5 protein-coding genes are annotated in these 5160 nt (G+C 76.0%); all 5 read right to left on the bottom strand.

What is annotated here, in order from left to right:
- Window positions 1–132 precede the first annotated feature (132 nt).
- Window positions 133–1137, bottom strand: coding sequence for a proline racemase family protein (locus ABD308_RS00235; RefSeq protein WP_344321946.1), 1005 nt, complete (start codon window positions 1135–1137; stop codon window positions 133–135).
- Window positions 1138–1253: 116 nt separating this feature from the next.
- Window positions 1254–2117, bottom strand: a complete 864-nt coding sequence (locus ABD308_RS00230) for a dihydrodipicolinate synthase family protein (RefSeq protein ID WP_425554657.1) — start codon at window positions 2115–2117, stop codon at window positions 1254–1256.
- Window positions 2118–2288: 171 nt separating this feature from the next.
- Complete coding sequence (locus tag ABD308_RS00225; protein WP_344321935.1) at window positions 2289–3728, bottom strand: FAD/NAD(P)-dependent oxidoreductase; 1440 nt, start codon at window positions 3726–3728, stop codon at window positions 2289–2291.
- On the bottom strand, window positions 3709–4029 hold the full coding sequence (locus ABD308_RS00220; protein ID WP_344321929.1) for a (2Fe-2S)-binding protein: 321 nt from the start codon (window positions 4027–4029) through the stop codon (window positions 3709–3711). Before ABD308_RS00220 ends, ABD308_RS00225 begins: the two co-directional genes overlap by 20 nt.
- A 60-nt stretch (window positions 4030–4089) precedes the next feature.
- The coding region (locus tag ABD308_RS00215; RefSeq protein ID WP_344321923.1) for an NAD(P)/FAD-dependent oxidoreductase at window positions 4090–5160 on the bottom strand (1071 nt) is incomplete at its 5' end.

Here is a 5160-nt window from a genome sequence, read left to right as displayed (position 1 = left end):
CTCGGCACCCGGGCGGGGCGCCTCGGCGACGAGGTCCGCGGGGTCGGCGGGGTTGTACGAACGGATCGTCACTTCGGGCAGCCCTTCGGGGGATTCGACGGGAGAGGGGGGAAGACGGGCAGGGGCGGGCGGTCAGAGCAGGAAGCCGGCCGGGAACGGGTCGCTGGGGTCGAGGAAGTACTGGGCGGTGCCGGTGACCCAGGCCCGCCCGGTCACGGTGGGCACCACCGCGGGAATCCCGCCGACCTCGGTCTCCTCGACCAGGCGGCCGATGAAGGTGGTCCCGATGAAGGAGTCGTTGCGGAAGTCCCGGTCGAGCGGCAGCTCGCCGCGCGCGTGGAGCTGGGCCATCCGGGCCGAGGTGCCGGTGCCGCAGGGCGAGCGGTCGAACCAGCCGGGGTGGATGGCCATCGCGTGCCGGGAGTGCTCGGCGGTGGAGCCGGGGGCGAGCAGCTGGACGTGGTGGCAGCTGTGGATGGACGGGTTCTCCGGGTGCACCGGGCGGTCCGGGCCCGCGTTGATGGCCTCCATCAGGGCCAGGCCTGCGTCCAGGATCTCCTGCTTGCGCTCCCGCTCGAACGGCAGGCCGAACTCGGCCAGCGGCAGGATCGCGTAGAAGTTGCCGCCGTAGGCGAGGTCGTAGTTCACCGTGCCGTAGCCGGGGACCTCGATCTTCCGGTCCAGCGCCACCGAGTAGGACGGCACGTTGCGGATGGTGACCGCCTTGGCGGCGCCGTTCTCCACCGCGACGTCGGCGATCACCAGGCCCGCCGGGGTGTCCAGCCGGACGGTGGTGACCGGCTCGACGACCGGCACCATGCCCGTCTCCACCAGCACGGTGGCGACGCCGATGGTGCCGTGACCGCACATCGGCAGCAGGCCGGAGACCTCGATGTAGAGCACGCCCCAGTCGGCGTCCGGCCGGGTCGGCGGCTGCAGGATGGCGCCGCTCATCGCGGCGTGGCCGCGGGGCTCGTACATCAGCAGGGTGCGGAACTCGTCCAGGTGCTGCTGGAAGTGGACGCGGCGCTCGGCCATGGTGGCGCCGGGGATGACGCCGAACCCACCGGTGATGACCCGGGTGGGCATGCCCTCGGTGTGCGAGTCGACGGCGTGGAAGACGTGACGGCTGCGCATCAGCTGACGCTCCGTGGTGGTGGGTGGGTGGTGGACGGCGCCCCGGACCGGCCGTTCCAGGGGGCCGGCTGCCGCCGCAGCCGGCCGTCCTGGATTCCGGTCCTACCGGGTCCGGATCAGGCGAGGCCCTCGGCCAGCGCCTTCTCGGTGGCCGCGCGGACGGCCGCCTCGATCTCCGGGGTCAGCGGCAGGCGCGGCGCCCGGGTCGGACCGCCGGGGCGGCCGGCGATGTCCATGGAGAGCTTGATCGCCTGGACGAACTCGGTCTTGGAGTCCCAGCGCAGCAGCTGGTGCAGCGCCTTGTAGAGCGGCAGCGCGGTGGCCAGGTCGTGGGAGACGGCGGCCTTGTACAGCGCGACGCTCGCCTCGGGCAGCGCGTTCGGGTAGCCGGCGATCCAGCCGACCGCGCCGGCCAGGGCCAGCTCCAGCAGCACGTCGTCGGCGCCGATCAGCAGGTCGAGGCCGGGGGCCAGCTCGGCGATCTCGTACGCCCGGCGGACGTCGCCGGTGAACTCCTTGACCGCGACGATCGAGCCCTCGCCGTGCAGCTCGGCGAGCAGCGACGGGACCAGGTCGACCTTGGTGTCGATCGGGTTGTTGTAGGCGACGATCGGCACGCCGGCCTTGGCGACCTCGGCGTAGTGGCCGCGGACGGCGGCGTGGTCGGCGCGGTAGGCGTTCGGCGGCAGCAGCAGGACGGAGCCGGCGCCGGCCTCGGCGGCCTGCTCGGCCCAGCGGCGCGACTCGGCGCTGCCGTAGGCGGCGACGCCGGGCATCACCCGGGAGCCGTCGCCGGCCGCCTCGACGGCCACCTCGACGACCTTGGCGCGCTCCTCGGCGGTGAGGGTCTGGTACTCGCCGAGCGAGCCGTTGGGGACGACACCGTCGCAGCCCGACTCGATCAGCCAGCTGACGTGCTCGGCGTAGGCGTCGTAGTCGACGGAGAGGTCCGGGCGCAGCGGCAGCGTGGTGGCGACCATGATGCCGCGCCAGGGCTTGGTGGTGTCGTGCGGGGTCTTGGACACAGGTGTCTCCTTGGTGAGGTGTGACATTTTATTAGGGGGCGCGCGGCGGGCACAAGGGGCCCCGCCGGGCGATTTCGGGCGAGTCCGGCCCGGATCGGGCCGGACCCGCCCGGAAGCGGTTGCGGCTCAGCCCTCGTCGTCGTCCCGCTCGGCCGCGAGCTGGCCGAGCGGAACGGGGCAGGAGAACGGCCGGCTGTCCGCGCGGGACTCCTCCGGCAGCTCCCCGCCACCCGCCAGACAGGCCACCGCCGGACCGCACATCCGGCCCTGGCACCAACCCATCCCGGCCCTGGTCAGCAGCTTGACGGTGCGCGCGTCGCCCGCGCCCAGCTCGTCCACCGCCTCGCGGATCCGCCCGGCCGGGACCTCCTCGCAGCGGCAGACGTCGGTGTCCTCCCGCAGCCAGTCGGTCCAGCCCGCGCCGGGCCGGTGGGCGGCGGCCATCAGTTCGGCGAAGGCCCGCAGCCGGGAGCGCCGGCGCAGCAGCGCGGTGCGCACCGGCTGGTCGGCGACCGCGTGCGCGGCCAGCTCGCCCTCGGTGATCGCCAGGTCCGCGCCGCCCACCCCACAGGTCTCGCCGGCCGCCCAGAGCCCGCGGACGGTGGTCCGCAGGCGGGCGTCGACCTTGAGTGCGGCCGTCCCGTCGGGCGTGGTGCGGGTGGCCGCGCCCAACTCGGTGGCCAGCTCGATCTGCGGGACCAGGCCGTGGCCGACGGCGAGCGCGTCGCACTCGATCCGCCGTTCACTGCCCGGTACCGGACGCCAGTCGGCGTCCAGCCGGGCCACCGTGACGGCGGTGACCCGGTCGTCTCCGTGCGCCTCGACCACCGCGCTGCGCGGCCGCAGCCGCACGCCGTGGCGCAGCAGCGCGGAGCCGTGCCCGGCGCCCTCGACCAGCTTGGCCGGAACGGCGGCCAGCACGCCGGGGCGCCGGGCGTAGCCGAGGTACGCGGTGGCCTCCACCACCGCGGGGACCTCGGCGCCGGCGGTGACCAGGGAGGAGGCCGCCGCGAGCAGCAGCGGGCCGCTCCCGGCCACCACGATCCGTCGGCCGGGCAGCACCAGGCCGGCCTTGAGCATGGCCTGCGCGCCACCGGCGGTGACCACCCCGGGCAGGGTCCAGCCGGGGAAGGGCAGCTGCCGCTCGTACGGGCCGGGGGCGAGCAGGACGGCGGCGGACCGGACGGTGGTCCGGTCGTCGGCGTCCGGGCCGGTGGTGGCGTGCAGCCGCCAGTCGCGCTCCCCCGAGCGCTCCAGCGCCCACACCTGGTGGCCGGCCAGCAGGTCGACGCGGCCGGCCGCGCGGTGGGCGGCGAGCCGGTCGGCGAGGCCGGTGTAGACGGACCAGCCGTGGTGCAGCCGGTCGGGCCGGCTGGCGCCGAGGCCGGGGGCGGGGTGGCGGTAGTACTGTCCGCCGCTGCTGCGGCCGGCGTCGACCAGGGCGCAGCGCAGCCCGAGGTCGGCGGCGGTGACGGCGGCGGCGAGGCCGGCCGGGCCGGCACCGATCACCGCGAGGTCGTACGGCCGCGGCGCGCCGGTCAGGGGCTCAGACGTCGAGGTCGGCACGGCCGTGGCCCTCCTGGGTGGTGACGGTGGTGCCGGGCTCGGCCGGCAGCAGGCAGGTGCGCTGGTTGGGCCGCCCGTCGACGGTGGCCAGGCAGTCGAAACAGGCGCCGATCCCGCAGAACGCCCCGCGCGGCCTGCCGCCCACCCGGGTGGTGCGCCAGGCGAGCACGCCGTCGGCCCACAGGGCGGCGGCGATCGTCTGCCCGGGCAGCGCGGGCACGGGCTGGCCGTCGAAGTCGATGGTGTGGGCGGGCCCGGGTTCGGCCTGGACCAGCTCCGCGGGGGTGCGGCTACGGCGCATGGGGGGATCTCCGTTCAGCTCATGAGCCGATCGTGGGGTGGTCGGACCGCTCGGGCGGCCTCAGGCGGCGTCCTCGGCCGGGAAGCGGTCGGCCCGGAAGGGGGCGAGGCCGAGCTCCGGCTCCTTGCCGATGAGCTGCTGGGTGATCAGCAGCCCGGTGGCCGGGGCCAGGCCGATGCCCGCGCCCTCGTGGCCGCAGGCGTGGTACAGCCCGGGCACCCGGGGGTCGGCGCCGATCGCGGGCAGGTGGTCCGGCAGGTACGGCCGGAAGCCGCGGTAGGCGCGCATCACGCTCACCCCCGCCAGCACCGGGAAGAGCGCGGCCGCCTGGGCGGCCAGCCGGCTCACGACCTCGACCGAGAGCGTCCGGTCGAAGCCGACCCGCTCCCGGCTGGCGCCGATCAGCACCGGCCCGCCGGGCGTCCCCTCGACCACGGCCGAGGTCTGCAGCGCGGCCGAGCCGCTGGCCACGTCGGCCACGTAGTCGGCGGCGTACACCTTGTGCCGGACGATCCGCGGCAGCGGCTCGGTGACCAGGACGAACCCGCGCCTCGGCAGCACCGGGAGGTGGACGCCGGCCAGCGCGGCCAGCTCGCCGCCCCAGGTGCCGGCGGCGTTGATCACGGCGGCCGCGTCCAGCCGCCGCCGCTCGGTCTCGACGCCGCGCACGGCGCCGTCCGCTCCGAGGCGCACGGCCTTGACGGCCTCGCCGGTGTGCAGCCGGGCGCCCGCCCGGCGGGCGGCGCGCAGCAGGTGGGCGGCGGCCAGCGCGGGCTGGACCTGGGCGTCCTGGGGGTACAGGAAGCCGCCGGCCAGGCCGGACGCGAGGTGCGGCTCCAGCTCGCGCAGCCGCTCGCCGGGGATCTCCTCGGCGGTGACGCCGACCGTCGCCTGCTCGGCCGCGAAGGCGCGCAGCGCCTCCTGCCGGGCGGACGTGCCGGCGACCACCAGGCCGCCCTTGGCCTCGTACTCGACGGCGGCGCCGAGCTCGTCGGCGAGTTCGCGCCACAGGCGGGTGGAGTACAGGGCGAGGTCGAGCTCGGGGCCGGGCTCCTTGTCGGAGACCAGCAGGTTGCCCTCGCCGGCGCCGGTGGTACCGCCGGCGACCGGGCCGCGGTCGACGACGTCGAC

The organism is Kitasatospora putterlickiae (genome assembly GCF_039527695.1).
GTDB classification, from domain to species: domain Bacteria; phylum Actinomycetota; class Actinomycetes; order Streptomycetales; family Streptomycetaceae; genus Kitasatospora; species Kitasatospora putterlickiae.
The sequence above is the reverse complement of the archived record's forward strand: the minus strand, read 5'-3'. Positions and strand labels throughout refer to the sequence as shown.